This is a genomic window from Tabrizicola sp. YIM 78059 (assembly GCF_004959785.1).
Classification (GTDB): domain Bacteria; phylum Pseudomonadota; class Alphaproteobacteria; order Rhodobacterales; family Rhodobacteraceae; genus Tabrizicola; species Tabrizicola caldifontis.
This window is the reverse complement of record NZ_SJZH01000006.1, coordinates 127,639-153,239: the sequence shown is the minus strand read 5'-3', so window position 1 is coordinate 153,239 and position 25,601 is coordinate 127,639. Positions and strand designations below refer to the sequence as shown.

At 65.7% G+C, this 25,601-nt stretch carries 25 protein-coding genes; 20 read left to right on the top strand and 5 right to left on the bottom strand.

What is annotated here, in order from left to right:
• Nucleotides 1–111: 111 nt before the first annotated feature.
• The 5 genes from EZM81_RS10175 (at nucleotide 112) to EZM81_RS10155 (ending at nucleotide 4,847) form a co-directional block, all read left to right on the top strand.
• A complete protein-coding gene (locus EZM81_RS10175; protein WP_136645628.1) occupies nucleotides 112–1,212 on the top strand; it encodes an ABC transporter permease in 1,101 nt (366 codons plus the stop codon).
• The gene (locus tag EZM81_RS10170; protein ID WP_136645627.1) at nucleotides 1,212–2,180 is read left to right on the top strand and encodes an ABC transporter permease; all 969 of its coding nucleotides are present in this window, start codon (nucleotides 1,212–1,214) and stop codon (nucleotides 2,178–2,180) included. The genes EZM81_RS10175 and EZM81_RS10170 overlap by 1 nt, the downstream gene beginning before the upstream one ends.
• A gap of 97 nt (nucleotides 2,181–2,277) precedes the next feature.
• Nucleotides 2,278–3,081, top strand: coding sequence for a purine-nucleoside phosphorylase (locus tag EZM81_RS10165; protein ID WP_136645626.1), 804 nt, complete (start codon nucleotides 2,278–2,280; stop codon nucleotides 3,079–3,081).
• Nucleotides 3,082–3,165: 84 nt separating this feature from the next.
• Complete coding sequence (locus EZM81_RS10160; RefSeq protein WP_136645625.1) at nucleotides 3,166–4,086, top strand: sulfite exporter TauE/SafE family protein; 921 nt, start codon at nucleotides 3,166–3,168, stop codon at nucleotides 4,084–4,086.
• Nucleotides 4,083–4,847, top strand: a complete 765-nt coding sequence (locus EZM81_RS10155; protein ID WP_135449613.1) for a TIGR02186 family protein — start codon at nucleotides 4,083–4,085, stop codon at nucleotides 4,845–4,847. The genes EZM81_RS10160 and EZM81_RS10155 overlap by 4 nt, the downstream gene beginning before the upstream one ends.
• 71 nt (nucleotides 4,848–4,918) lie before the next feature.
• Here the strand turns inward: EZM81_RS10155 and EZM81_RS10150 are convergent, their stop codons facing one another.
• Complete coding sequence (locus EZM81_RS10150; protein WP_135449615.1) at nucleotides 4,919–5,197, bottom strand: accessory factor UbiK family protein; 279 nt, start codon at nucleotides 5,195–5,197, stop codon at nucleotides 4,919–4,921.
• A gap of 137 nt (nucleotides 5,198–5,334) precedes the next feature.
• Between EZM81_RS10150 and lgt the strand changes: the two genes are divergently transcribed.
• The 4 genes from lgt (at nucleotide 5,335) to EZM81_RS10130 (ending at nucleotide 8,327) form a co-directional block, all read left to right on the top strand.
• Nucleotides 5,335–6,204: a prolipoprotein diacylglyceryl transferase gene (gene lgt, locus EZM81_RS10145; RefSeq protein WP_136645624.1), complete on the top strand. Its 870-nt coding sequence runs from the start codon at nucleotides 5,335–5,337 to the stop codon at nucleotides 6,202–6,204.
• Entirely contained in the window at nucleotides 6,201–7,262 is a 1,062-nt protein-coding gene (locus EZM81_RS10140; RefSeq protein ID WP_136645623.1) for a class I SAM-dependent methyltransferase, read from the top strand. The genes lgt and EZM81_RS10140 overlap by 4 nt, the downstream gene beginning before the upstream one ends.
• An 8-nt stretch (nucleotides 7,263–7,270) precedes the next feature.
• A complete protein-coding gene (gene pgeF / locus EZM81_RS10135) occupies nucleotides 7,271–8,020 on the top strand; it encodes a peptidoglycan editing factor PgeF (protein WP_135449720.1) in 750 nt (249 codons plus the stop codon).
• A 112-nt stretch (nucleotides 8,021–8,132) separates the two neighbouring features.
• Nucleotides 8,133–8,327: a hypothetical protein gene (locus EZM81_RS10130; protein WP_135449620.1), complete on the top strand. Its 195-nt coding sequence runs from the start codon at nucleotides 8,133–8,135 to the stop codon at nucleotides 8,325–8,327.
• A 10-nt stretch (nucleotides 8,328–8,337) separates the two neighbouring features.
• On the opposite strand, the gene EZM81_RS10125 is transcribed toward EZM81_RS10130, so the two are convergent.
• The gene (locus EZM81_RS10125; RefSeq protein ID WP_135449622.1) at nucleotides 8,338–8,838 is read right to left on the bottom strand and encodes an Lrp/AsnC family transcriptional regulator; all 501 of its coding nucleotides are present in this window, start codon (nucleotides 8,836–8,838) and stop codon (nucleotides 8,338–8,340) included.
• A gap of 177 nt (nucleotides 8,839–9,015) precedes the next feature.
• Here EZM81_RS10125 and trxB point away from each other — a divergent pair, with 177 nt between their 5' ends.
• The gene (gene trxB, locus EZM81_RS10120) at nucleotides 9,016–9,954 is read left to right on the top strand and encodes a thioredoxin-disulfide reductase (RefSeq protein ID WP_136645622.1); all 939 of its coding nucleotides are present in this window, start codon (nucleotides 9,016–9,018) and stop codon (nucleotides 9,952–9,954) included.
• An 89-nt stretch (nucleotides 9,955–10,043) separates the two neighbouring features.
• Here the strand turns inward: trxB and EZM81_RS10115 are convergent, their stop codons facing one another.
• Entirely contained in the window at nucleotides 10,044–11,096 is a 1,053-nt protein-coding gene (locus EZM81_RS10115; RefSeq protein WP_136645621.1) for an ABC transporter ATP-binding protein, read from the bottom strand.
• Nucleotides 11,097–11,109: 13 nt separating this feature from the next.
• Complete coding sequence (locus tag EZM81_RS10110) at nucleotides 11,110–11,895, bottom strand: IclR family transcriptional regulator (RefSeq protein WP_135449628.1); 786 nt, start codon at nucleotides 11,893–11,895, stop codon at nucleotides 11,110–11,112.
• Nucleotides 11,896–11,999: 104 nt separating this feature from the next.
• On the opposite strand from EZM81_RS10110, the gene EZM81_RS10105 reads away from it, so the two are divergent.
• The 9 genes from EZM81_RS10105 to EZM81_RS10065 all read left to right on the top strand — a co-directional run bounded on the left by EZM81_RS10105 (nucleotide 12,000) and on the right by EZM81_RS10065 (nucleotide 22,172).
• Complete coding sequence (locus EZM81_RS10105) at nucleotides 12,000–13,253, top strand: ABC transporter substrate-binding protein (RefSeq protein WP_135449630.1); 1,254 nt, start codon at nucleotides 12,000–12,002, stop codon at nucleotides 13,251–13,253.
• 63 nt (nucleotides 13,254–13,316) lie between these two features.
• On the top strand, nucleotides 13,317–14,252 hold the full coding sequence (locus tag EZM81_RS10100) for a carbohydrate ABC transporter permease (RefSeq protein WP_135449632.1): 936 nt from the start codon (nucleotides 13,317–13,319) through the stop codon (nucleotides 14,250–14,252).
• Between the two features lie 12 nt (nucleotides 14,253–14,264).
• Nucleotides 14,265–15,110 (top strand): carbohydrate ABC transporter permease, encoded by an 846-nt coding sequence (locus EZM81_RS10095; protein ID WP_135449634.1) that lies wholly within the window; start codon nucleotides 14,265–14,267, stop codon nucleotides 15,108–15,110.
• The gene (locus EZM81_RS10090) at nucleotides 15,107–17,173 is read left to right on the top strand and encodes an alpha-galactosidase (protein ID WP_136645620.1); all 2,067 of its coding nucleotides are present in this window, start codon (nucleotides 15,107–15,109) and stop codon (nucleotides 17,171–17,173) included. Before EZM81_RS10095 ends, EZM81_RS10090 begins: the two co-directional genes overlap by 4 nt.
• Nucleotides 17,170–17,934 (top strand): SDR family NAD(P)-dependent oxidoreductase, encoded by a 765-nt coding sequence (locus tag EZM81_RS10085; protein WP_136645619.1) that lies wholly within the window; start codon nucleotides 17,170–17,172, stop codon nucleotides 17,932–17,934. Before EZM81_RS10090 ends, EZM81_RS10085 begins: the two co-directional genes overlap by 4 nt.
• Complete coding sequence (locus EZM81_RS10080) at nucleotides 17,931–18,839, top strand: 2-dehydro-3-deoxygalactonokinase (protein WP_136645618.1); 909 nt, start codon at nucleotides 17,931–17,933, stop codon at nucleotides 18,837–18,839. The genes EZM81_RS10085 and EZM81_RS10080 overlap by 4 nt, the downstream gene beginning before the upstream one ends.
• Nucleotides 18,836–19,441: a 2-dehydro-3-deoxy-6-phosphogalactonate aldolase gene (locus tag EZM81_RS10075; RefSeq protein WP_136645617.1), complete on the top strand. Its 606-nt coding sequence runs from the start codon at nucleotides 18,836–18,838 to the stop codon at nucleotides 19,439–19,441. The genes EZM81_RS10080 and EZM81_RS10075 overlap by 4 nt, the downstream gene beginning before the upstream one ends.
• Entirely contained in the window at nucleotides 19,438–20,274 is an 837-nt protein-coding gene (locus EZM81_RS10070; RefSeq protein WP_136645616.1) for an SMP-30/gluconolactonase/LRE family protein, read from the top strand. Before EZM81_RS10075 ends, EZM81_RS10070 begins: the two co-directional genes overlap by 4 nt.
• Nucleotides 20,271–22,172, top strand: coding sequence for a beta-galactosidase (locus EZM81_RS10065; protein WP_136645615.1), 1,902 nt, complete (start codon nucleotides 20,271–20,273; stop codon nucleotides 22,170–22,172). The genes EZM81_RS10070 and EZM81_RS10065 overlap by 4 nt, the downstream gene beginning before the upstream one ends.
• Before the next feature lie 103 nt (nucleotides 22,173–22,275).
• Here the strand turns inward: EZM81_RS10065 and EZM81_RS10060 are convergent, their stop codons facing one another.
• Nucleotides 22,276–23,886: an alpha-amylase family glycosyl hydrolase gene (locus EZM81_RS10060; protein ID WP_136645614.1), complete on the bottom strand. Its 1,611-nt coding sequence runs from the start codon at nucleotides 23,884–23,886 to the stop codon at nucleotides 22,276–22,278.
• A gap of 250 nt (nucleotides 23,887–24,136) precedes the next feature.
• Between EZM81_RS10060 and EZM81_RS10055 the strand changes: the two genes are divergently transcribed.
• Nucleotides 24,137–25,372 (top strand): MFS transporter, encoded by a 1,236-nt coding sequence (locus EZM81_RS10055; protein WP_136645613.1) that lies wholly within the window; start codon nucleotides 24,137–24,139, stop codon nucleotides 25,370–25,372.
• The last annotated feature ends 229 nt before the right edge of the window (nucleotides 25,373–25,601 follow it).

The following is a 25,601-nucleotide window of genomic DNA, read 5'->3' as shown; positions in this document are numbered from 1 at the left end:
CCGGGACCGGCGCCCGAGCATCAGTTCCGGGGGGCGGCGCTGCCCGCTTCCCCACGTGGCGAAGGGCCGGCGAAGTGAAACTGCCCCCGCACGGATAGGGAGGGTCGCCTGATGGACCGTTTGCCGCGCTGGGCCGATGTGGTTCTTGTTCCCTTCGTCTCGCTGCTTCTTGCCGCGCTCATCTCGGCGCTGGTGCTTCTGTCCATCGGACAAAGCCCGGTGCAGGCGTTCAACGTCATGGTTGATGGCGCGCTGGGGTCGGCCTACGGCTGGGGCTACACGCTTTACTACACCACCAGCTTCATCTTTACCGGCCTTGCAGTGACCATGGCCTTCCATGCCGGCCTGTTCAACATCGGCGGCGAAGGGCAGGCACAGCTGGGGGGGCTGGGCGTGGCGCTGGTCTGCCTGGCGCTGCCGTGGCCGCACTGGACGCTTGCTTTGGTGGCCGCGACGCTGGGGGCGGCGCTGTTCGGCGCGGCCTGGGCGGCGATCCCGGCCTGGCTGCAGGCGAAACGCGGTAGTCATATCGTGATCACCACGATCATGTTCAACTACATTGCGTCCGCGCTGCTGGTCTATCTGCTGGTCGATGTGCTGCGCCCGGCGGGCCAGATGGATCCGGCCTCGGCCCGCTTTCCGGCCGGCGCCAACCTGCCGTCGCTGAACGAGATCCCGGGCCTGAACCTGATCTTCACCAAGGGTGTGCCTGCGAACGTCACGCTGTTTCTTGCGCTTGCCATGGCCGTCGTGGTCTGGGCGATACTGTGGCAGACGCGGCTGGGCTACCAGATCCGAGCCTTCGGCAAATCCGAGCCGGCAGCGCGCTATGCCGGTATCAACCCGGTCTACATCATCATGGTCAGCATGCTGATGTCCGGTGCGCTTGCCGGGATGATGAGCATCAACAACGTGATGGGCGAGGCCGAGCGGCTTTTGCAGAATTCGTCCGAAGGGGCAGGCTTCATCGGCATCGCGGTCGCGCTGATGGGGCGGAACCATCCGGTCGGCGTGGTGCTGGCCGCACTTCTGTTCGGCTTCCTCTATCAGGGCGGGGCGGAGCTTGGCCTCTGGACAAGCATTCCGATCGAAATGCGCATCGTGGTGCAGGGTCTGGTCATCCTGTTCACCGGGGCGCTGGACATGATGGTGCGGATGATGCTGACGCGGATCTTCGGCCTGTTCCGCAGCCAGAAACTGGGGGCCGCGTGATGGATTACAACACGCTTCTGCAGATCCTCGATTCCACGCTGCGCCTGGCAACGCCGCTGCTGTTGGCCTGTCTTGCGGGGTTGTACTCGGAACGCTCGGGCATCTTCGACATCGGACTGGAAGGCAAGATGCTTGCCGCCGCCATGGCTTCGGGCGCTGTCGCCTTCCTGACCGGATCGGTCTGGTTCGGCCTTCTGGCCGGGATCGGAGCCTCGCTGGCCTTTGCCGCCATCCATGGGCTGGCCTCGATCACCTTCCGGGGCAACCAGTTGATTTCCGGCGTGGCGCTGAACTTCCTTGCCTCGGGGCTGACCGTGCTGATCGCGCAGTCGCTGTTCAAGCAGGGCGGGCGCACCCCGCCCCTGACGGGCGATGCCCGGTTCAACCCGGTGACGCTGCCCTTTGCCGACGCGCTGCAAGGCGTGCCGATCATCGGCCCGTTCTATCACGAGGTGATCTCGGGCCATTCGCTGCTGGTCTATGTGGCATTGGCCATGGTGCCCCTGTCCTGGTGGGTGCTGAACCGTACGCGCTTTGGCCTGCGCCTGCGCGCGGTGGGTGAAAACCCGGCGGCGGTGGACACGGCTGGCGTCTCGGTTGTGGGGCTGCGCTTTGCAGCGGTGGCGATCACCGGTTTGCTCTGCGGGCTGGCAGGCGCCTACATGGCAACCGCGCTTCAGGCGGGCTTCGGCAAGGACATGACCGCAGGCCGCGGCTACATCGCGCTTGCCGCGCTGATCTTCGCCAAGTGGCGCCCGGTGGCGGCGCTCTGGGCCTGCCTGCTGTTCGGCTTCTTCCAGGCGCTGGCGCTGCGACCCGACGTGGTGCAGGCGGTGGTTCAGGTCAAGGTGCCGGTCCCCTTCCTGGATGCGCTGCCCTATGTGCTGACCGTGATCGTGCTGGCCGGCTTCATAGGCAAGGCGATTCCGCCGCGGGCGGGGGGGGAACCCTATGTGAAGGAACGCTGACACTCCGATCCGGGTTCCCTTCCTCTCTGTCCAAATATCCCGTGGGGGGCGGGGGGGGTGACCCCCGCAGGTCCGCCGTCAGCCGGAGGCACAACCGATGACCGATGCAGAAACGCTCGCCAGCCTGATCCGTGCCCGTGCCGGATCCGATCCTGTGCGACTGGGCCTGATCCTGGGCTCCGGGCTGGGCCACATCGCGCGTCAGGTGCGGGGCGTGGCGATCCCCTATGCCGATCTGCCTGGCTTTCCGCATGTCGGCGTCTCGGGCCACAACCCGAACCTGCATGTCGGTGATCTGGAAGGGGTTCGGGTGGCGGTCTTCGGGGCACGAGAGCACTATTATGAAAACGGCAATCCCCGGGCGATGCTGCTGCCGTTGCAGGTGCTCAGGGCACTGGGGGGCGGGGAGTTGATCCTGACCAACGCGGCCGGGTCGCTGCGCCCGGACATCGCCCCGGGTGACCTGATGCTGCTTTCTGACCACATAAACTACAACGGTCTGAACCCCCTGATCGGTGAAAAGACCGATGCGCGGTTCGTGCCGATGACGGATGCACATGACCCTGGCTTGCGGGCGGCCCTGAAGGCCGCAGCGGCGCAGCAGGGCCTGGTGCTGTCCGAGGGCGTCTATTGCTGGTATTCCGGCCCTTCCTTCGAGACACCGGCCGAGATCCGCATGCTGAAGCTTCTGGGTGGCGATGCTGTCGGCATGTCCACCGTGCCCGAGGTGATCCTGGCGCGTTTTCTTGGTCTGAGGGTCGCGGCGATATCCACCATCACGAACATGGCCGCGGGTCTGTCCGACGAACAGATCAGCCACGAACACACCAAGGCCATGGCCCCGCTTGGTGCGGCAAAACTGGAACGGATCCTGCGGGAATTCCTGCGCGGCCTCCGATGAGGCCAAAGCTGATTTGACTTCGCCGGCAAAGGCGCGCAAGCCTTTGATGATTCCGTCGCTTTCTGCCCCCAAGGGGCCGCCCCGATGCAGCTCTACCTTCCGATTGCCGAGGTTTCGGTCAACGCCTTCCTGATCCTGGGGCTGGGCGGGATCGTGGGGTTCCTGTCGGGCATGTTCGGGGTGGGCGGTGGCTTTCTGATCACGCCACTGCTGTTCTTCATAGGTGTACCGCCGGCCGTGGCTGTGGCTACCGGGGCCAATCAGGTCGTCGCCTCATCGGTCTCGGGCGTGATGGCGCAGCTGAAGCGAAAGGGTGTCGATTTCACCATGGGCTGGGTTCTGCTGGCCGGGGGGATCGCGGGCTCTGCCCTGGGCGTCTGGGTCTTCCGGCTGATGACGCGGGCCGGGCAGGTCGATCTTTTCGTGCAGCTGTCCTACGTCGTGTTCCTGGGGCTGATCGGCGCCATGATGTTCCAGGAAAGCCTGCGCAGCCTGCTGCGCGCCCGCAAGCCCGGTGCCCCCGTGCGCCGCGCCCATGTCCATTCCTGGGTGCATGGCCTGCCCTTCAAGATGAAGTTCCGCGCCTCGGGCCTGTATATCAGCGTGATTCCCCCCCTGCTGGTCGGCGCGCTGGTCGGTTTTCTTGCCGCGATTATGGGGGTCGGCGGCGGATTCATCATGGTGCCGGCGATGATCTATCTGCTGGGCATGCCCACAAAGGTCGTGATCGGCACCTCGCTGTTCCAGATCATCTTCGTCACCGCCTTCACCACGGTCATGCATGCAGTGACCAGCCAGACGGTAGACATGATGCTGGCGCTTCTGCTGATCCTTGGCGGCGTGGTCGGTGCGCAGATCGGCAGTCGTGTCGGCATGCGGCTGAAGGCGGAACAGCTGCGCATACTGTTGTCGCTGCTTGTGCTGGCGGTTTCCGTCCGCATTGCGGCCGACCTGCTGCTGGAGCCTTCCGAACTCTACTCTGTCACTGCGGGTTTGCTGCCATGATCCGCGCCCTGGCCCTGCTGCTGCTGCTTGCCCTGCCGGCTGCGGCGCAGCAAGAGCAGATCGTCGCCGGGATGAGCCAGAACCGCGTCTCGATCACCGCCGATTTCGACGGGTCGGAAATCCTGATCTACGGTGCGGTCAAGCGCGACGCACCGCGCCCGGAGGGTGTTGGCCCCCTTGAGGTCATCGTGACGGTCGAAGGACCGTCCACCCCGGTCACCGTGCGGCGCAAGGACCGGGTGGCAGGGATCTGGGTCAACAACGCCGCCGTCCGGGTGGACCGCGCGCCCAGCTTCTACGCGGTGGCGACCACCGGACCGCTGAATCACATCCTGTCCGACACCGACAACCTGCGCTACGCCATCACCATCGAACGTGCGATCCGTGCCGTGGGTATTACTGCCGAGGCCGACCGCGCGGGCGAGTTTCTGCTGGCCCTTCAGCGCGTTCGTACGAACGAAGGCCGTTACCGGCTTTTGCAGGGCAGGGTGGAGTTGACGGAAGAGACGCTGTTCCGCACCGATGTCGTCCTGCCTTCGAACCTGACCGAAGGGGAATACAAGGTTCGCCTTTTCCTGCTGCGCGACAGGCGGGTAATCGCCACCCAGGAACGGGTCATCGGAGTCAGGAAAGAGGGGCTGGAACGCTGGATCTACAACCTCGCGCAGGACCAGCCGCTGATCTATGGCCTTCTGTCGCTGGTCCTGGCACTGGTGGCGGGTTGGGGCGCCTCGGCCGCCTTCCGGCTGGTCCGGGCCTGACAGGCTGCCTCTCGTGCGACTGCGTCCCGGCCCAAGGGGTACAGGAAGTGCTGCGAAGTATGGCCCCTGGGTCAGCCCTTCTTCTTGGCCGGTGCCGCCTCCAGTGCGGCGATGCGATCTTCCAGTGCAGCGATTCGCGCCTCGAGTGCCGCGTTTTCCTCGCGCGCCTTCTGGGCCATCGCGCGGGCAGCGTCGAACTCTTCCCGCGTCACGAAATCGCGGTCGGCCAGCCAACGGTCGATGAAGCTGCGCATCGCCGTCTCTGCCTCGGCCTTCGCCCCCTGAGCCACGCCCATCGCGTTCGTCATAAGCTGGCTCATGTCGTCCAGGAACTTGTTGCGGCTCTGCATGGGTGTCTCCATAGGGCTTTGGCCCATATATGGCCCAGCGGTGCGGGGACACAAGCATGTCAGATGGCGACGGATCGCCGCCGGTTGACTCCGCCCCCCCGCCCCGCGACAAGCGGCTGAAGCCACCGGATGCACAGATGATCCCCTTTCCCGACCTTTCGCCCACCCTGTTCGAGATCGAGGTCTTCGGTTTCACCTTCGCGCTGCGCTGGTATGCGCTGGCCTATATTGCGGGCATCCTGTTCGGCTGGTGGATCATCCTGCGCGCGGTGCGAACGCCGCAGCTGTGGGCCGGTGACCCGCCGCTGACGCCGGAGCAGGTGGAACGCTTCCTGACCTGGGCGGTCGTGGGGATCATCCTGGGCGGGCGGATCGGCTATGTCGTCTTCTACGACCCCGCCACCTACATCGCCGAGCCCTGGAAGATCCCCCAGGTCTGGGAAGGCGGGATGGCCTTTCATGGCGGCTTTGCCGGGGTGGTGATCGCCGGCCTGTGGTTCTGCCGGCGGGAACGGATTCCGATGCTGTCGATGGGCGATCTGCTGGCATTGGCGGTGCCGGTGGGGCTGGGCCTTGGCCGGCTGGCGAACTTCGTCAATGCCGAGCTCTGGGGCAGGCCTACCACGTTGCCCTGGGGTGTGATCTTCCCTGGAGAGGCCGCGCAGACCTGCGAAGGCGTCATCGGCGTTTGCGCCCGGCATCCCAGCCAGCTGTATCAGGCGGCGCTGGAGGGGCTTCTTCTTGCCGTGGTCCTGACCTGGCTTTCCTTCCGCCGCGGCTGGCTGAAACGGCCGGGCGCGATCATGGGGCTGTTCCTGACCGGTTACGGCCTGGCCCGTTTCCTGGTCGAATTCGTCCGTCAGCCCGACGCGCAATTCGTTTCGCCTGGCAACCCGATCGGGTGGGCGGTGCAGGTGGGCAACTACGGGCTGACCATGGGCCAGTTGCTGTCGCTGCCGATGATCGCGGCGGGCCTGTGGTTCCTGGCCCGCGCCAGGCGCGCATGACGCCTCTTGCTCGCCTGCTGGTCGAACGTATCCGCGAGACCGGGCCGATCAGCGTTGCCGACTACATGGCTGAATGCCTGCTACACCCGGTGCACGGCTATTACATCACCCGCGAACCCTTCGGTGCGGCAGGTGACTTCGTCACGGCCCCCATGATCAGCCAGATGTTCGGTGAACTTTTCGGATTGGCGCTGGCCCAGGCCTGGCTGGACCAGGGCGCTCCTGCGCCCTTCACGCTGGCGGAACTCGGGCCGGGGCGGGGGGATCTGATGGCCGATGCGCTGCGTGCAACGCGCGGGGTGCCCGGCTTTCACGCCGCTGTCCGGGTGGTACTGGTCGAAGCTTCGCCGCGGCTGCGCCAGGTGCAGGCGAAGACGCTGGCGGCGTCGGGCCTGACACCGGGCTGGCTGGATCGGGTAGAGGATCTGCCAGACCGCCCGACCTTCCTGATTGCCAATGAATTCCTGGATGCGCTGCCGATCCGGCAATTCGTGCTGTCGCCGGAAGGCTGGCGCGAAAGGCTTGTGGGTGTGGTAAGGGGCGACCTGGCCTTCGGCCTGTCTGCGCCCCTGCCGCAGCCGCCCGATGCCCCCGCCTTCCGCAATGCGCAACCCGGTGATCTGGTCGAACTTTGCGCCCCGGCCCAGGCTGCCGTCGCTGCCGCACTGCGTCCGATCCTGGCCCGCGGGGGGCTTGCGCTGTTCATCGACTATGGCGGCTGGCGGTCGCAGGGTGACACCTTGCAGGCGCTGAGGGCGCATCGTTTCGACCCCCCGCTCGCCCACCCGGGCGAGGCCGACCTGACCGCGCATGTCGATTTCGAACCGCTTGCCGCGCTGGCCCCGGCCCACGCCTATGCCACACAGGGCGAGGTGCTTCTGCGCCTTGGGATCGAGGCCCGTGCAGCGCAACTGGCACGATCAATGACCGGCGCGCAGTTGGAGAACCACAAAGCCGCGCTTGCCCGCTTGACCGACCGCGACAAAATGGGTTCGCTCTTCAAGGTGCTGGCGCTGACCCGCGCCGGTGCGCCTCTGCCGCCCGGATTTGCCCCCTGATGCACACGATGCTGGAGATCATCACCGCAGACGCGATCCGCACGCGCCACGGGTTCTTTACCCGCAAGGGCGGGGCGTCCTCCGGCATTTTCGCGGGTCTGAACTGCGGGACGGGTTCATCGGATCAGGCCGAGATCGTGGCGATCAACCGCGCCCGCGTGGCAGAGGCGATGGGCGTCGCGCCAGATGCGCTGGTCACACTGCATCAGGTCCATTCTGCCAGGGTGATTCCCGTTACCGGCCCCTTGCTTGCCCGGCCCGAGGCCGATGCGCTGGTGACCGCAACGCCGGGCGTTCTGCTGGCGGTGCTGACGGCGGATTGTCAGCCGGTCCTGTTCCACGATTCTGCTGCGGGCGTCATCGGTGCGGCCCATGCCGGTTGGCGCGGCGCGGTGGATGGGGTGCTAGAGGCGACCGTCGAGGCGATGGAAGCCCTCGGCGCATCCCGGGCCAACATCGTTGCCGTGATCGGCCCCACGATCAGTCAGTCCGCCTACGAGGTGGGGCCGGAGTTCTTCGACCGCTTCCGGGATGAAGATCCTGAAAGCACAAGATTCTTTGCCAATGGTCCGGGTGACCGGCTGCTGTTCGACCTGCCGGGTTACGGGCTGCACCGTCTGCGTTCCGCCGGCGTCGGCCATGCGGAATGGACCCGTCACTGCACCTACCGGGACGCCGCACGGTTCTATTCCTACCGTCGGACGACCCATGCGGGCGAGGCGGATTACGGGCGCCTGATCTCGGCAATAAGGCTATAATGTGGCAAAAATCGGCGCGAAAATGCACCGTTTGCGGCGCAAGTTTTCCCCATCTCTGCCGCAATTGCCATTCACCCAATAGTTGAAAGGTGTGCAGCAGGCGGGGACTGCCATGATGATCGAAGTCAGGACAAAGCGTCGCTGGATCGTGTCGGTGCTGGAAGCTGTAGCCGAATCCCAGGATGGCCGGGCTGCCGTTCGGATCAACGCAAAGCGGCCGCGCAACCGCACGTTCCCGGCAGGCCAGAAGGGTTTCGCGATGCGGCTCAAGGCCGCGACCCGCCCCCTGGTCGATGCGGCACGCTGACACGAAGCGATCAGGCGTTCCGCGCCAGCCGTGCCTCCAGCACATCGAAGGGCAGGCCAGGCTCGTCCTTCGCGCAGCGGATCACGAGACTGGTCTTTACGTTCGCCACATGGTCGGCTTTCAGCAGTTCCTCGGTCAGGAATGTCTGAAAGGTTGACAGGTCGGGCGCCACGCATTTCAGGATGAAGTCGATCTCGCCGTTCAGCATGTGGCATTCGCGGACGAGCGGCCAGGCCCGACAGCGGGCCTCGAAGGCCGACAGGTCAGCCTCGGCCTGCGAATTCAGCCGCACCATCGCAAAGACCTGCACTTCGAAGCCCAGTTCGCGGGCGTCGATGTCGGCGTGATAGCCGCGGATATAGCCCGCCTCTTCCAGGGCGCGCACACGGCGCAGGCACGGGGGCGCGGATATGCCGACACGGCTGGCAAGTTCCACATTCGTCATGCGGCCATCGGCCTGAAGTTCTGCCAGAATCTGGCGGTCGATGGGGTCGAGCTTGTGTCCGGCCATGATGCCTCCATTCGCCGACCTACTTACGCAAGGCGCAAGGAATGCGCAATAATATTTCAATCCCAAGCAAGAAAACGCATCGCCTGGCGGCCCTCGGGCCCGGGATGGCCAGCGACGGGGGCTTTCCGCGTTCGCGGCCTGTGGCTATATCGGGGAGCGAAGAGTCAGGGGACGATCATGGGCGAGACGCGGCACACGAAGGTTCTGATCATCGGCTCGGGGCCCGCAGGCTATACCGCCGCCATCTATTCGGCACGGGCCATGCTTGACCCGATCCTGATCCAGGGGCTGCAACCCGGCGGGCAGCTGACCATCACCACCGAGGTCGAGAACTGGCCCGGCGATACCCACGTCATGGGCCCCGACCTGATGGTGCGGATGGAAGAACACGCCCGCGCGATGGGGGCCGAGATCATCAGCGACTACATCACCGCGCTCGACCTTTCGAAGCGCCCCTTCACGGCAACGGCCGACAGTGGCACCACCTACACCGCCGATGCGGTGATCCTGGCCACGGGGGCGCAGGCCAAATGGCTGGGGCTGCCCAGCGAAGAGAAGTTCAAGGGGTTCGGGGTCAGCGCCTGTGCCACCTGCGACGGATTCTTCTATCGCGGGAAAGAGGTCGTGGTGATCGGTGGCGGCAACACGGCGGTTGAAGAGGCGCTGTTCCTGACCAACTTTGCCACCAAGGTCACCCTGATTCATCGCCGTGATTCGCTGCGCGCCGAAAAGATCATGCAGGACCGGCTGTTCAAGAACCCGAAGATCAGGGTCGTCTGGGACAGCGAGGTGACCGAGATCCTGGGCACCGAGGCACCGCTTGGTGTCACCGGGGTCAGGATACGCAACGTCAAGACTGGCGAAGAAGGCGAAATTTCCTGCGACGGCTTCTTCGTCGCGATCGGTCATGCCCCGGCGTCGGAACTGGTGAAGGATCAGCTGCCCCTGCATTCCGGCGGTTATGTGGTGGTCGAGCCGGGTTCGACCCGTACGGCAATTCCGGGCGTCTTCGCGGCGGGCGACCTGACCGACCACGTCTACCGTCAGGCAGTGACCAGCGCCGGCATGGGTTGCATGGCGGCACTGGATGCCGAAAAGTTCCTTGCCGGCCACTGAGCGCTGCGGCGCAGGAATGCGCTGTCCGCGCGACATCGTGTTCTTGCCGCAGGCCGGCAGGGAGTGACGGCGTCATCCGGCTGCAAAGTCTAGCGCAGCCGCCGGCCGTCCCTGTCGAACAGCATCGCATCCGCCGCCTCAAAGCCGAGACCCACCCGGGTTCCCGGCGCCAGATCCACCTGGTCGTGCCGTTCCACGATCAGCTTTTCCCCCGTGGGTGCCGTTAGGTGAACATAACTGACACCCCCCAGCGCCTCGGTCAGGTCCACGCGATGGGTGTCGCCTTGGCCGATCCTCAGATGCTGCGGGCGCAGGCCGACCGTCACCTCCGTGCCGGCACCCGGCAAGGCAGCCGAGGTTGCCACCGTCGCGGCCAGCCCCTTCGCCGCGACTGCCCCGGCCTCGACCACGCCAGCGATGAAGTTCATCGAAGGGCTGCCAATGAAACCTGCGACAAACCGGTTGTCAGGGTCGTTGTAAAGGTCGAGTGGTTTTCCCACCTGTTCGATCCGGCCTGCTCGCAGCACAACGATCTTGTCGGCAAGGGTCATCGCCTCGACCTGGTCATGGGTGACATAGATCATCGTCGCGCCGATCTCGCGGTGCAGGCGCGCGATCTCGACCCGCATCTCTACCCGCAACTCGGCGTCGAGGTTCGACAAGGGCTCGTCGAACAGGAACACTTCCGGTCCCCGCACGATGGCCCGGCCGATGGCGACGCGCTGGCGCTGGCCGCCGGACAGGGCCTTGGGCTTGCGGGCAAGCAGCGGTTCCAGCTTCAGGATGCGCGCGGCTTCGGCGACCTTCTTTTCGATGTCGGCCTTCGGGTGGCCGGTCATCTTCAGACCGAAGCCCATGTTTTCCGCCACTGTCATGTGCGGGTAAAGCGCATATGTCTGGAACACCATCGACACCCCCCGTTCGCTGGGGTCGGCATGCGTCACATCGCGGTTGCCGATCTGGATCGTGCCTTCGCTGGTGTCCTCCAGCCCGGCAACCATGCGCAGCAGGGTGGATTTCCCGCAACCCGACGGGCCGACGAAGACACAGAATTCGCCGTCCTCCACCGTCAGGTCCACCCCGTGGATCACCTGCACATCGCCGAATCGCTTGGTCACATTCCGCAGCGTGACGCCTGTCATTCCGTTTCCTCCCTCAAGCCTGTTCGGGAAAGCGCCAGCTTTCCGCTTCGGCGGCGATCCTCGCCGCGATGTCCCTGATCGTCGGGGCCAGCGCGCCCAGCGACTCCAGGCTGTGGCGTGCCGTGGTCGAAGTCACCGACAAGGCCCCCATCACGCGCCCGGCGCGGCTGAGAATCGGCACCGCGCAGCAGATGATTCCCACCTCGTGCTCTTCACGGTCGAAGGCGTGGCCGCGGGCGCGTATCTCCTGCAGCTCGGCCTTCAGCTGTTCGGGCGAAACCAGCGTGTTCGCGGTGTGACGGTAGAAGGACTGCCGCGCCAGGGCCGCTTCCAGCGCTTCGGGCGAAAGCCAGGCCAGCATGGCCTTGCCGACGCCGGTACAATAGGCTGGACCCACCTTTCCCGCCTGCGCGAACATTTCCACCGGCTTTGCCGCGTTGCGCTTGTCAACGTAAAGCACCTGGCCCTGGTCAAGTTGGGCCAGGTGGATCGTCTCACCGGTTTTCGCGGCCAGTTCATCCAGATAGGGCCGCGCGATCGGCGCAAGCGATGACTGTGCCCAGGCAGCGTGGGCCAGACGCACCAGACGGACCCCCAGCGCATAGGTGCCCTGGTCGGGATCAAGCGTGAGCATCCCCTGATGGGTCAGCGTCTGCAGAAGACGGTAGAGCGTGGCCTTCGGATAGGCCGATTGCGCAAGAAGATCGGAAAAGCGCACCGGGCGACCATGGCGCGCCACCATGTCGAGCACATCCAGCGCCTTGCCCACCGTTCCGTCGGCGTGCCCGTCGGCCACCATACGCCCCCCTCTCAACGCCGTTGTTGACAGGCATAACGATAGCCGACATAGTTTTCAATATTCAAGACTAAGTTTCAAATAGTGAAACCAGACGGGAGGAAACCATGGTTCACAAGATCTCGGGGGCGCTGACGCTCGGGGCGGCGCTGATGCTGTCCGCTTCGGCTTTCGCGCAGGACAAGCGCGTCGTCACCTGGAACGCCGACTACGACCCGATTCCGCTAGCCGCCGCCGAAGCCCTGATCGCCGATTTCGAGGCCGCGAACCCCGACATCGACATCCAGATGACCAACTTCGACCATGAGGCCTACAAGAACGCGATCCGCAACTTCCTGACCGCGAACCCGCCGGACCTGGCCAACTGGTATGCGGCCAACCGGATGCGGCCTTTTGTCGAGGCTGGCCTTTTCGCCGACATCTCGGATGTCTGGGCAGAAAACGGGCTGACCGAGGCGCTGGCCTCGTCGGTGCCGTCTTCCACGATCGACGGCAAGCAGTACGCGATCCCCTACACCTATTATCAGTGGGGCATCTACTACAACCGCGATGCCTACAAGGCCGCCGGTGTCGAACCGCCCGGCCCCGAAGGTGTGAGCTGGGAACAATTCCTGGCGAACTGCGAGGCATTCAAGGCCGCGGGGATCGACTGCCTGACCACCTCGTCGCTTGAGCAATGGCCGGTCGCGGGCATCTTCGACTATCTCAGCCTGCGAACCAACGGCTACCAGTTCCACAGCGATCTGGCGGCGGGCAAAATCTCCTGGACCTCGCCCGAGGTCCGGGCCGTCTTTGACGAGTTTGCCAAGCTTCAGCCCTTCGTCAGCGCGGGTCACGCTGCCATCAAGTGGCAGGATGCTGCAGCGCTGCTGGTGCAGGGCAAGGCCGCGAATTTCGTCATGGGAAACTTCGCCGTCGGCGTCTTCAAGGAAGGCGGAATGACGAACGACAACCTGGGCTTCATGGTCTTCCCGGAAATCACCCCCGGCATTCCGCGGGCCGAGGAAGCGCCGACCGACACGATCCACCTGACTTCGGGTGCCAAGAACCCCGAAGATGCCAAGAAGTTCCTGGCCTTCATGGCCAGCGCCGAGGCACAGTCCAAGTGGAACGCGGCCGTGGGGCAGCTGCCGACCAACAAGAACGCCACGGTCGATCCGGCCGATCCGTTCCTGTCGGCTGGCTTCGCAGCGCTGTCGACCGCGACCGGCGGCATCGCGCAGTTCTGGGACCGTGACGCGGATGCCGAATATGCCAAGGCCGGCATGGAAGGCTTCCAGCAGTTCCTGGTGCAGCCCGACCAGCTTGAGGCGATCCTCGAGCGGCTGGAACAGACGCGCCTGCGCCTGTATCCGCAGTGATCTGACCTGGGCGGGCGCCCTTTGGTGAAGGGGGCGCCCGTATTCCGTCCAAAGGGGGGGGGCATGGCACAGGCATCGCACACCGCAACGATACGCAGGACCGGGGGGCGTCTCAGCCAGCGCAAGATCGCGCCCTGGCTGTTCCTGGCGCCAGGCCTTTTCATGTTCACGGTCTATGTGCTGTGGCCCATCGTCGAAAGCGTCACCCTGTCGTTCTACGACTGGAACGGGCTTTACAACGCGGATGGCGCGTTCACCGGCCGTTTCGTCGGCATGGGTAACTATGCCGAGCTGATGCGCGACCCGGCCTTCGAGACCAGCCTGTGGAACAACCTGAAATGGCTGGTCCTGTACATGCTGGCCCTGCCGATCGGGTTGATGATCGCCATCTTCCTGAACCAGTCGGTGCGTGGCATCCGGCTGTACAAGTCGCTGTTCTTCTTTCCCTTTGTCATCAGCCAGGTCGTCGTCGGGCTGATGTTCGCCTGGTTCTACGCCCCCAATTTCGGCCTGTTCTTCCTGTTGACCGAATGGATCACCGGCAAGGGTACTGCGATCCTTGCCGATCCCGACCTTGTCACCTACGGCATCATAGCCGCAGGTCTGTGGCCGCAGATCGCCTATGTGATGATCCTGTATCTCACCGGCCTGAACAACGTCGCCCCCGACCAGATCGAGGCCGCGCGGCTTGACGGGGCCAAGGGCTGGCGGATGCTGTGGTATGTCGTGCTGCCGCAACTGCGCCCCGCCACCTTCATCGCCGTCATCGTAACCGTCATCGGCGCCTTGCGGTCGTTCGACCTGGTGTCGATCATGACCAAGGGCGGACCCTTCGGCGAAAGCCGTGTCCTGTCCTACTACATGTTCGAAATGGCGCTGGGCGAATACGGTTTCCGCATGGGCTATGGCGCAGCCATCGCCGTGGTCCTTTTCCTGATCATGATGGTCTTCATTTCGGGCTTCATCTGGAAGATGTGGCGGGACGAGACCGAACGATAGAAAGGCGCGCCCATGTTTCCCCGTCCCATCCAGCAGGCCAGCACCGGCGCACAGTGGCTTTACACCATCGCCCTTCCCATCGCGCTGCTGATCTGGCTGTTCCCGCTGCTGGGCGTTGCGCTGACGTCGCTGCGCCCGGCGTCCGACCTTGCGCAGGGCAACTACTTCGGCATGCCGTCCGGCATCGCGTGGGAGAACTACGTCTTCATCTTCACCCAGACGCCGATGGCGAAATACATGATCAACTCGCTCTGGGTCACCATACCAACCGTGATCGGCGCGGTCAGCCTGTCGCTGATGACCGGCTTTGCGCTGGCGGTTTACGGCTTCCGGGCGAACATGCTGGTCTTCTTCATGTTCGTGGCCGGGAATTTCGTGCCCTTCCAGATTCTGATGGTTCCGGTGCGCGACATGACGCTGCAACTGGGCATGTACAACACCTGGTATGGCCTGGCCCTTTTCCACATCGCTTTCCAGACCGGCTTCTGCACGCTGTTCATGCGCAACTTCATCAAGGCTCTTCCGTACGAGCTGATCGAGGCCGCAAGGGTCGAGGGCGTCAGTGAATGGCGCATCTTCTGGTTCATCGTCCTGCCCCTGATGCGCCCAGCCATCGCGGCGCTGTCGGTCCTGGTCTTCACCTTCATCTGGAACGACTTCTTCTGGGCCACGGTGCTGACACAGGGCGTTGACAGCCAGCCGATCACCGCCGGCCTGTCCAGCCTCAACGGCCAGTGGATCGCACAGTGGCATCTGGTCAGTGCAGGCTCGATCATTGCGGCGCTGCCGCCGGTTGCGATGTTCTTCCTGATGCAGAAACACTTCATCGCCGGCCTGACCCTGGGGGCCGTGAAGTGAAGACCTTCCGCATCGATGCCGGCCCGCAGACCATCGCCCTTGCCACCGAAGGCGGCATTCCCCACGTGATCTGGTGGGGGCAAGGGTTGCCCGAAAGCGAAGACCTTCAGCAGCTGGCCCTTGCCGGGCGGCATGACCTGACCGGCGGGATGCTGGACGTGCTGCCGGCCCTGTCGCTGTCGCCCGAACCAGGGCGTGCCTTTCAGGGCCAGCCGGGGCATCTTCTGGCCGAGGCCGACGGCACGCCGCTTGCCCCGGCATTCACCTTCGACCGGGCCGAAGCGGGGCAGGGAACACTGACCCTGATTTCGCGCTCTGCCGGGCTGGTGCTGACCCACCGCCTTGTCGCCCGGCCGACCGGCACCATCACCCTGCAGACTGTGCTGGAAGCCGACCGCCCGATCCGTGTCCTGTGGCTTGCCGCCCCGGTCCTGCCCGCGCCGCAGCATGGACAGATCATCGATGTCTCGGGCAAATGGATCGGCGAGATGCAGCTGAACCGCGTGGACTGGATCCCCGGCATCCGCCTGCGCGAGGCGCGTACCGGTCGGTCGGGCCACGAACACCCGCCCTACCTCGTTCTTTCAGGCGAAGGATGCACCAACACGCAAGGGCAGGCGCTGGCACTGCACTATGCCTGGTCCGGCGGGCACCGGATGGTGGCCGAGGAACTGCCTGACGGCCGCCGCCAGATCCAGTTCGGCCACGCCCTGGGCGCCGAAACCGAACCCGGCACCCGGTTCGAGACAGCCGAGCTGATTGCCGCTTGCTCCACTTCGGGGCTGAACGGCATTGCCGCCACCTTCCAGCGCGACCTGCGTGACCGCGTGGTGCACTGGCCCGCCCCGGCCCGCCCCCGTCCCGTTCACTATAACTGCTGGGAGGCGGTCTATTTCGATCACCGGCTTGACGCCTTGGCCGAGATCGCCACCCGCGCCGCGGCGCTGGGTGCCGAACGTTTCGTGCTGGATGATGGCTGGTTCGGCCGGCGCGACGATGACACCTCGTCGCTGGGCGACTGGACAGTTGACCGCAAGAAATGGCCTGACGGGCTGAACCCGCTTATCTCTCACGTCCATTCGCTGGGCATGGCCTTCGGTCTGTGGTTCGAGCCCGAGATGGTGAACCCTGACAGCGATCTGTTCCGCGCCCATCCAGACTGGATGCTGGGGCCGCGCGAACAGACCACGGGGCGCCACCAGATGGTGCTGAACCTCTCGCGGCCCGAAGTGCGCGAAAACCTTTTTCATCAGATCTCGGCGATCCTGACCGAATACCCGATCGACTATGTGAAATGGGACCACAACCGCCTGCTGCCGGTGGTCGATGCCAGCCAGTCGCGCGGGATCTACGAGCTTCTCTCTCGCCTGCGCGCCGCCCATCCGGGGGTCGAGATCGAGACCTGCGCCAGTGGCGGCGGCCGCATCGACGCCGGAATCCTTGCCCATACACACCGGGTCTGGCTGTCCGACAGCAACGATGCGCTGGAACGTCTTCGTATCCAGCATGATGCAGCGCTGTTTTTGCCGGCCTGTATCACAGGCAGTCATGTCGGACCGCGTCACTGCCATACCTCGGGCCGGGTGCTGCCGATGGCCTTCCGCGCGTGGGTCGCCGCCCAGCGGCACATGGGATTCGAGATGGACCTGCGCGAGCTGACCGACGAAGAGGCGCTGACCCTTGCCCGCGTCACCCGCTGGTGGAAGGCGAACCGCGGCTGGATGATGGCGGGCAGCATCCTGCGGCTGGACAGTGATGACCCCGCGGTGACGGCCGAGCTTCAGCTTGCCGCGGATGGCGGTCGTTTCGTCGTCTTCGCCGGCCAGGCCGAGGCCAGCCGCCAGATGCTGCCGCGTCCGTTGCGGCTGACGGGCCTCGACCCCGAGGCGCGCTATGAAATCAGGCTGCTCAATGCCGAGGACGCGCCCAGACAGTCGCGTGGGCCGAACGCGCTGAAAGCCGGCCCCTTGACGCTGAGCGGCCGGGCCCTGATGACCCATGGCATTCAATTGCCGGTCGCCTGGCCGGCGACGATGTGGGTGGTCGAAGGAACAAGGTCATGACCGATCCGATCTTCCCTGACCTGAAGGGTCAGTCTGTATTCATCACCGGGGGCGGTGCGGGCATCGGCGCGGCGCTGACCGAAGCCTTCCTGCGCCAGGGGGCAAAGGTCGCTTTCTGCCAGCGGTCCGACGCAACGGCCTTCTGCGACCGGATGGAGGCCGCAACCGGCAACCGCCCGCTGTTCCTGCCCTGCGACATCGCGCTGACCGACCAGTTGCAGCTGACGCTGGACACCGCCGCCAGGGCGCACGGGGCCATCACCGTGCTGGTGAACAATGCGGCGAACGACACGCGGCACGACACGCTGAAGACCGACCAGGCCTTCTGGGACTGGTCGATGGCGGTGAACCTGCGGTCCTATTTCTTCGCCTGCCAGCAGGTCATCCCCGGCATGAAGGCCGCGGGCGGCGGGTCGATCATCAACTTCTCCTCGATCAGCTTCATGATGGCCGATACCGGCTATGCCGCCTACATCACCGCCAATGCCGGGATCGTCGGCCTGACCCGCACCCTTGCGCGGGAGTTCGGGCCGGACCGTATCCGCGTCAACGCCATCGCCCCCGGCTGGGTGCTGACCGAACGGCAGAAGGAGCTTTGGGTCACGCCCGAGTCGCTGTCGGCCCATCTGGCCCGCCAGTGCCTGCCCGATCCGATCCAGCCCGAGGACATGGCGGGGACGGTGCTGTTTCTGGCATCGAACGCCTCGCGCATGATGACTTCGCAGACCCTCATCCTGGACGGAGGCTATATCTCCTCATGACCGCCCTCTCTCCTGCCTGGATCGCCGTGGACTGGGGCACCTCGAATCTGCGCGCCTTCGCGATGGCGGCGGATGGGCGGGTGCTGGCCGAGACCAGTTCGAACGAGGGCATGGGCAAGCTGACCCGCGAGGGGTTCGAGCCCGCGCTTCTGCGGCTGATCGGGGCCTGGCTGGACGACCGGCCCCCGGTGGTGGCCTGCGGCATGGTCGGCAGCCGGCAGGGCTGGTGCGAGGCGCCCTATCGCGCGGTGCCCTGCACGCCGCTGGACCGGGCAGCGCTGGTCAGGGCGCCGACTGCCGATCCACGCCTGACGGTCTGGATCGCGCCGGGGCTGAAACAGGCGCAACCCGCCGACGTGATGCGGGGCGAGGAGACGCAGATCGCCGGCGCGCTGCGACTGATGCCCGGCTATGACGGGGTGCTCTGCCTGCCCGGCACCCATTCGAAATGGGTGCATGTCAGCGCGGGCGAGGTGGTCAGCTTCCAGACCTTCATGACCGGAGAACTGTTCGCACTTCTGTCCGGCGCCTCGGTCCTGCGCCACGGGATGCAGACCGAAGGCTGGGACGATGCGGCCTTCGACGGCGCGGTGTCCGATGCGATTTCGCGCCCCGAACGGATTGCCGCACGGTTGTTCACAATCCGGGCCGAGGGGCTGATCGCCGGGCTTGCGCCCGATGCCGCGCGGGCCCGGCTGTCGGGTCTGCTGATCGGGACCGAGCTTGCCGCCGCCCGGCCCTACTGGCTGGGCCAGCGCGTGACGCTGGTCGGGGCCGAGCGCATTTCCGCGGCCTATGCCCGCGCGCTGGCCGCGCAGGGCGTCGAGGCGAAGCGGCTGTCCGCGACCGACTGCACGCTGGCGGGGCTGTCGCTGCTTGCCCCCGAAAAGGTATCCGACCGATGACCCACCGCAACCTGATCGCCATCCTTCGCGGGATCACCCCGGCCGAGGCCGCCGCGGCCGCGCGTGCCCTGGTGGCAGCCGGGATCACCCGGATCGAGGTGCCGCTGAATTCGCCCGACCCCTTCGCCTCGATCGCAGCGATGGCGGCGGCGGTGCCGGGTGCCGAGATCGGCGCGGGCACGGTGCTGACGGTCGAGGAAGTCGCCAAGGTCAGGGCGGCGGGCGGGACGCTGGTCGTCTCGCCGAACTGCGACCCCGAGGTGATCGCCACCACCCGCGCCGCCGGCATGGCGAGCTGGCCGGGGGTGATGACGCCGACCGAGTGTTTCGCCGCGATCAGGGCGGGAGCGACGGGGCTGAAGCTGTTCCCCGGCAGCCTGATCGGGCCCGAGGGGCTGAAGGCCCTGCGCGCGGTGCTGCCGAAGGGACTGCCGGTCTATGCTGTGGGCGGGGCGGGACCGGCGAATTTCGCCGACTGGGCGAAGGCCGGGGCGGACGGTTTCGGCATCGGCACCGCGCTTTACACGCCGGGGCTGGCGCTGGACGAAGTCGCCGCGCGGGCCGCGCGGATCGTTGCCGCCTATGACGAGGTCTTACGATGATCTTCGATGCCCGCCCCTGCGAACTGGGCGAAGGCGCCTTCTGGCACCCGGTTCATGAACGTCTGTTCTGGTTCGACATCCTGAACCGGACCCTGCACAGTCAGGAGAAGTCCTGGACCTTTCCGCACATGGTCTCGGCCGCGGGCTGGCTGGATGCGGAGCATCTTCTGATCGCCTCGGAGGTCGGACTGCACCGCCTTGATCTTGCCAGCGGCGGCCACGAGGTGTTGGCCCATGTGGGCAGCCCGGGCACGCGGTCGAACGATGGCCGCGCAGACCGGCAGGGTGGCTTCTGGTTCGGGCTGATGGGCAAGCGGGCCGAGCCGGGCGCGGGCTCGATCTGGCGCTGGCATCGGGGCGAACTGCGACGGCTGTTTGACGGCATCACCATCCCGAACGCGATCTGCTTCACCCCGGACGGAAGCGCGGCGCATTTCGCAGATACGGCGACGGGTCGTGTGATGAAGGTCGCCCTGGATGCCGGGGGCTGGCCGGTCGGAGAGCCCGAGGTCTGGCTGGATCTGACCTCCGAGGGGCTGAACCCGGACGGGGCCGTCATCGATAGCGAAGGGCTGTTCTGGAATGCGCAATGGGGCGCGGGGCGCGTTGCCGCCTATGCGCCCGACGGTAACTTCGTGCGCGCGGTGGAAACACCCGGCGCGCCGCAATCATCGTGCCCGGCCTTCGGCGGGACGGATATGAGAACCCTTTTCGTCACGACCGCGCTTGAACACATGGACGAGTCCGCCCGCAAGGCGCATCCCGCCTCGGGCCAGGTCTTTGCCTTCCCCGGCATCGCCCGGGGCCTTCCCGAACCTCAGGTCCTGTCATGAAACGCACGCTTGGCGTATGCTATTATCCCGAACACTGGCCCGAAGAAAAATGGGCCGAGGATGCCGACCGCATGGCGGCGCTGGGCCTGACCTGGGTCAGGATCGGCGAATTCGCCTGGTCACGGATGGAGCCCGAGCCGGGCCGCTATGACTGGGGCTGGCTCGACCGTGCGATCGCGACGCTGGGCGCGCGCGGGCTGAAGGTGGTGCTGGGCACGCCCACCGCGACCCCGCCGCGCTGGATGCTGGACCGTCATCCCGACATGTTGGCCGTGGACAAGGACGGCCGGCCGCGCGGCTTCGGCTCGCGCCGGCACTACTGTTTCTCGCATCAGGGTTATCGCGCGGAATGTGCGAAGATCGTTTCCGCCCTGGCCGAGCGCTACGGCAAGAACCCCCATGTCGCGGCCTGGCAGACCGACAACGAATATGCCTGCCACGCCACGACGCTGAGCTATTCCGAGGCCGCGAAAACCGCCTTCCAGGACTGGCTAGCGCAGAAATACCAGTCCCCGGACGCGCTGAACCGCGCCTGGGGCAACGTGTTCTGGTCGATGGAATACCGCGACTTCCGCGAGGTCGGCCTGCCAAACCTGACCGTGACCGAGCCGAACCCGAGCCATGTCATGGATTTCCGCCGCTTCTCCAGCGATCAGGTGGCCAGCTTCAACCGGCTTCAGGTCGAGATCATCCGCAAGCACTCCACCGCCCCCGTCGCGCACAATTTCATGGGCGCGATCACCGAGTTCGACCACTGGAAGGTCGGGGCCGACCTCGATATCGCCAGTTGGGACAGCTATCCGCTGGGCTTCCTGTCCGACCGCATCCCGGCGGATGCCGAACACAGGCGCCGCTTCGTCCGGCAGGGCGACCCGGATTTCCAGGCCTTCCACCACGACCTATACCGAGCGGTCGGGCGGGGCCGCTGGTGGATCATGGAGCAGCAGCCGGGGCCGGTGAACTGGGCGCCCTTCAACCCCGATCCGCTGCCGGGCATGGCGCGGCTATGGGCCTGGGAGGCCTTTGCCCATGGCGCGGAAGCGGTGTGCTATTTCCGCTGGCGCCAGGCACCTTTCGCGCAGGAGCAGATGCACGCGGGTCTTCTGCGCCCCGACAGCGCCCCGGCACCGGCCTTCGGCGAGGCGGGGCAGGTGGCAAGGGAATTGGCGGCGATGTCCGAGGCCGGGACGGGACGCGCCGAAGTGGCGCTGGTCTTCGACTATGCTTCGGACTGGGCGTGGGAGATCCAGCCGCAGGGCCGCAGTTTCAGCTATTTCTGGCTGGTTTTTCATTTCTACAAGGGCCTGCGCAAGCTGGGGCTGAACATCGACATCATCCCGCCGGATACGGCCGACCTGTCGGCCTATCGGCTGGTGCTGGCGCCGGGACTGTTCACCCTGTCCGATCCGCTGAAGGCCGCTCTGGCCGCGTTCGACGGCACGGCGATCCTGGGGCCACGCGCCAATTCGCGCACGCCCGACTTTGCGATCCCGGTGCCGCTACCCCCCGCCTTGCCGGGGCTGGATGCAGTGGTCGCCCGGGTGGAAAGCCTGCCGCCGGACGTGCCGGTGGCCTTGGCGCAGGGCGGGGCGCTGGTCAGCTGGCGCGAGAAGCTGGAAGGTTCGGCCGGGGTCGTCGAGGCGGCCGAGGACGGCTGGCCAGCCATGGTGGCGGCGGGCCGACTACACTATCTGGCTGGCTGGCCGGACGAGGCGGCGCTGACCCGCATCCTGCTGCGCGCCTGCGCGGCCGAAGGAATCGAGACCGAAATCCTGCCCGAAGGACTGCGCCGCCGCGAAACGGCGACGCACCGCTTCCTGTTCAACTACAATTGCGTGCCGGCGGAATGGGGCGGGGTCACCATCCCAGCGGCCGGGGTGCACTGGCAGCCGCTGTGAGGCCGAGGGCAGAGATACCCGCGCCTGCCAGCCGACCGCGCGCCACCGGCTCTGTCTGCGCGGCAGGGTAAAGCGGAGAGTCCGGGTGGGGCCCGGCGCGGGCTCAGTCGGTAACGATCACCTCGCCCGTCACCGGCAGGAATACCGCTGCGTTCGGGCCAAGCCGCAGCCTCTCTCCTTCGGCCACGGCATGGACCGACGGGCCGACCGCGGTGCCGACGCCCGACACGGTGACCACACGGGCCACGGTGGACAGGTTGAACAGGCAAAGCAGCGCCCCTTCGCCTTCGCCCCGGACGAAGCCCAGCAGCGGCTCGTCCAGGTCAAGGAACCGGGAACGCCCGGACCGCAGGGCCTGCGATGTCTTGCGGAACGCCAGCAGCGCCCGGTAGTGTTCGAGCACCGATCCCTGGGCGCCCGTCTGCCCTTCGACGTGCCGGGCGGCCTGTTCGGGTTTGACCGGCAGCCACGGCTTGACCCTGGAAAACCCGCCATGCGGCGAGGCGTCCCAGACCATCGGCGTGCGGGTATTGTCGCGGCCCACCGGTTCCGGCCAGAAGGCAATGCCTTGCGGGTCGGTCAGTTCCTCGAAGTCGAGAGCGGTATCCGTCTGGCCAAGCTCTTCCCCCTGCCACAGGCAGATCGACCCTTCGAACGACAGCAGAAGCGCGGCAGCCTGTTTCGCAAGCACCTCTGGGCTTTCGCCATACGGCAGCCAGCGGCTGACGTGACGCACCACGTCATGATTGGAAAAGGCCCACATCGGCCAGCCATCCGGCGCGCCACGGAAGAAGCCTTCGATCCGGTCGCGGAAGAAACCGGGGGAATAGTCGTACCCCATCAATTCGAAGGAATAGCACTGATGCAGCCGCCCCGGCGCAGTGTATTCCCCCATCATGCGGATTGCATGGTGGCTTTCGCCCATCTCGCCCACGCTGGCCGCGCCGTATTCGTCCAGCAGGCAGCGGATGCGTTCCATCCACGCAAGGTTTTCGGGCTGGTTCTTGGAAAAGAGGTGATACTGCATGCCGTAGGGGTTGGCTTCGGGCTCGGTCTTGACACGGTAGTCGGCTGGATTGTCGCGCAGCATGGGGTCGTGGAAGAAGTAGTTCACGGTGTCGAAGCGGAAGCCGTCGACCCCGCGATCCAGCCAGAAACGCATGTTGCCAAGCGCCCAGTCCTGCACCTCCGGGTTGTGATAGTTCAGGTCGGGCTGGCTGGCGAGGAAGTTGTGCAGGTAATACTGCTTGCGCCGTGCATCCCAGGTCCATGCCGGGCCCCCAAACACCGAAAGCCAGTTGTTCGGCGGCGTGCCATCATACCAAGGGTCGGCCCAGACATACCAGTCGGACTTCGGGTTGACCCGGCTCGACCGGCTTTCTGCGAAGGCAGGGTGCTGGTCGGAGGTATGGCTCAGCACCTGGTCGATGATGACCTTGAGCCCCAGCGCATGCGCCCGTCCCACCAGCGCATCGAAATCGGCCAGGGTTCCGAAGACCGGGTCGACGTCGCAATAGTCGCTGACGTCATAGCCCATGTCCTTCATCGGGCTTTTGAAGAAGGGCGACAGCCATACAGCATCCACCCCGAGCTGCGCCAGATGATCCAGCCGCCGCGTGATGCCGGGCAGGTCACCCACCCCGTCGTCGTTCGAATCCTGGAACGACCGGGGATAGACCTGATAGGTCACCGCGCCACGCCACCAATCCTTCATCCAAGCCTCCCGTTTCGCCTGACGCCGTGCAGGACAGATCGTCCGGGCCAGCCTACGACGATGTCGCAACCGCGCCCATAGGTCTTTGTCCCGCAACGGCAAAGTCCGGGGCAGTCAGACCGCGACCTTGCGACAGTTGCACAAAGGGTTGTGCAGAAATCCGGCAAAACCCGGCTGTAACCATAACAAGATCGCGGTTGACCCCGTCAGAAAGCCGCCGCACCCTCCGCGCCCGAGCCCGGAGGCCTCCATGGCAAAGTCGCCCCTCATCACCCCCGTCCTGATTGCCGGCTGCGTGATCCTGATGATCTCTTTCGCGATCCGCGCCAGCTTCGGTGTTTTCCAGATCCCCATCGCTTCGGAGTTCGGCTGGCTGCGCGCCGATTTCTCGCTGGCCATCGCGATCCAGAACCTGGCGTGGGGCATCGGCCAGCCGCTGTTCGGGGCGCTGGCTGAACGCTTCGGTGATCGCAAGGCGATCGTGTGGGGGGCAATCCTTTATGCGGCGGGGCTGGTGCTCTCTGCCTATGCGGTCACTCCAGGGCAGCACCAGTTCCTGGCGATCCTGGTGGGCTTCGGTATCGCAGGCACCGGCTTCGGCGTCATCCTTGCCATCGTTGGCCGGGCGGCAAGCCCCGAGAACCGATCGATGGCGCTGGGTATCGCCACGGCCGCCGGCTCGGCGGGCCAGGTTTTCGGCGCCCCCACGGCAGAGTGGCTTCTGCAAAGCTACAGCTGGCAGACCGTCTTCATGATCTTCGCTGCCGTGATCCTGACCACACTTCTTGCGCTTCCTTTCCTGCGCAGTCCGCAGCTTGCCAGTCGCCAGGAGCTGGAGGAGAGCATGGGCACCGTGCTGATCCGTGCCTTCCGCGACCCGTCCTATACTCTGATCTTCCTGGGATTCTTCTCCTGCGGCTATCAGCTGGCCTTCATCACCGCACATTTCCCGGCCTTCGTGACGGAACTCTGTTCACCCATCGATGCAGGGTCGATGCTGGCGGGGATCGGCATCACCACCACCTCGGCCCTGGGGGCGGTGTCGATCGCGGTGATCGGGCTGTTCAATATCGTGGGCACCCTGACGGCGGGCTATCTGGGCAAGAGGCACACCAGAAAATATCTGCTGTTCTGGATCTATGCCGGACGCACCGTTGCCGCAGCGGTCTTCATCCTGCTGCCGATCACCCCGGCCAGCGTGCTGATCTTCTCGGCAGTCATGGGGGCGCTGTGGCTGGCCACCGTGCCGCTGACCTCTGGTCTTGTCGCCCATATCTACGGCATCCGCTACATGGGCACGCTTTACGGCGTGGTGTTCCTTTCGCACCAGATCGGCGGGTTCCTGGGGGTGTGGCTGGGTGGCAAGATGTATGACCTGAGCGGGGATTACACCCTGGTCTGGTGGATCGGGGTCGGGGTGGGCGCCTTCAGCGCGCTTGTGCACCTGCCGATCCGCGAACGCCCGATGCTGGCCCAGCCGGCCTGAGCGCCTGCGCCGCCAGCCCCGGGCCCGGATGGCCGGGAAAGCAGGCACCGAACCGGCGGGCAAGGCCCAGACAGGCCAGTCCCACATGAGCAGACTTGGCAAACGGATTTCCGGTTGAAATCCCGGTCAGGGTCAGCGCTCTGACTGAAGGCAGGAAGCTCTGGCCCCGATCGCGCAGCGCGGATTGCATCTGTGCCCAGCTTTCGGACATTGCCAGCGCCTGCGCGAT